This is a genomic window from Rahnella perminowiae, from assembly GCF_019049755.1.
Classification (GTDB): domain Bacteria; phylum Pseudomonadota; class Gammaproteobacteria; order Enterobacterales; family Enterobacteriaceae; genus Rahnella; species Rahnella perminowiae.
Map to the genome: position 1 here is coordinate 1 of NZ_JAFMOS010000137.1, position 962 is coordinate 962.

The following is a 962-nucleotide window of genomic DNA, read 5'->3' on the forward strand; positions in this document are numbered from 1 at the left end:
GGCCTTTTTATTTGGGTCAACTACGGTAGTGGCAACTACGGCACCGATTCCAAAAAAAGCGCCATGACAAAATGCAGATAAGACACGACCAATAAGTAGTTGTTCAAAGTTGCTGGATTGCGCAGAAATAACACTGCCGATAATAAATAATAAAATCAGAAACACTAATGTATGTTTGCGATTAAAACGTGCTAACAATATAGTCAATATTGGGGCGCTAACCACTACTCCCATTGCGTAGCCAGAAGTTAGATATCCGGCTTGCGGAATAGAAACATGGAGATCATTTGCAATATTTTGCAGTAATCCTGTAGTAACAAACTCTGTTGTACCAATAGCAAAAGCGCTAATAGCCAACGCTAACAATGCAAGTGGCATATCATTCTCCAAAGGATAGGTCTTCTATGGAGTGATAATGCATAGTTCCATCATTACATGCTATACGCTATTTGGAAAATCACTTGTGAAAGACTGTCACAAGATAAGCCAAGTCACGTCCTAGCTTAATCTTATATTCAGCCGGGATTTTACTCCCGGTCATATTGCTATTTATTTAGCTTATCTTGACAAAACTCAATCAGAAAATTTGAAAACATTGAAATTCTTATTGGAATTGAATTACGACTGGTTCGTACTATCTGTATAGGGCTAATCGGTTCATGCCATTCAGGGAGAATGTTAATAAGTTCCCCTGAGGCAATATATTTTTTTATACTCCATGATTCACGTAATGCAATCCCATGCCCTTGAAGTGCCCAATTTAGTAATGCTATTCCATCATCAGAACTCATGCATTTTTTGATTGGTATGCACCGGATCTCGCCATTCTCTATATTCTCTAACGTCCAAGATGTTGAGTTAAAACCTGGATAACCAAAGATGAGACCGCACAAAGAAGAAAGATCTTGAGCATGTGATGGAGGTGTTATTTTGGCGAAATAATCAGGAGAACAAACCAAAAT

General features: G+C 38.3%; 2 protein-coding genes. Both read right to left on the reverse strand.

The window, feature by feature from the left end; translation table 11 throughout:
- A partial coding sequence (locus tag J1785_RS00735; protein WP_217218570.1) for an MFS transporter occupies positions 1–378 on the reverse strand: 378 nt, incomplete at its 3' end.
- Positions 379–545: 167 nt separating this feature from the next.
- On the reverse strand, positions 546–962 hold a 417-nt coding region (locus J1785_RS00740), incomplete at its 5' end, for a LysR substrate-binding domain-containing protein (RefSeq protein ID WP_238483012.1).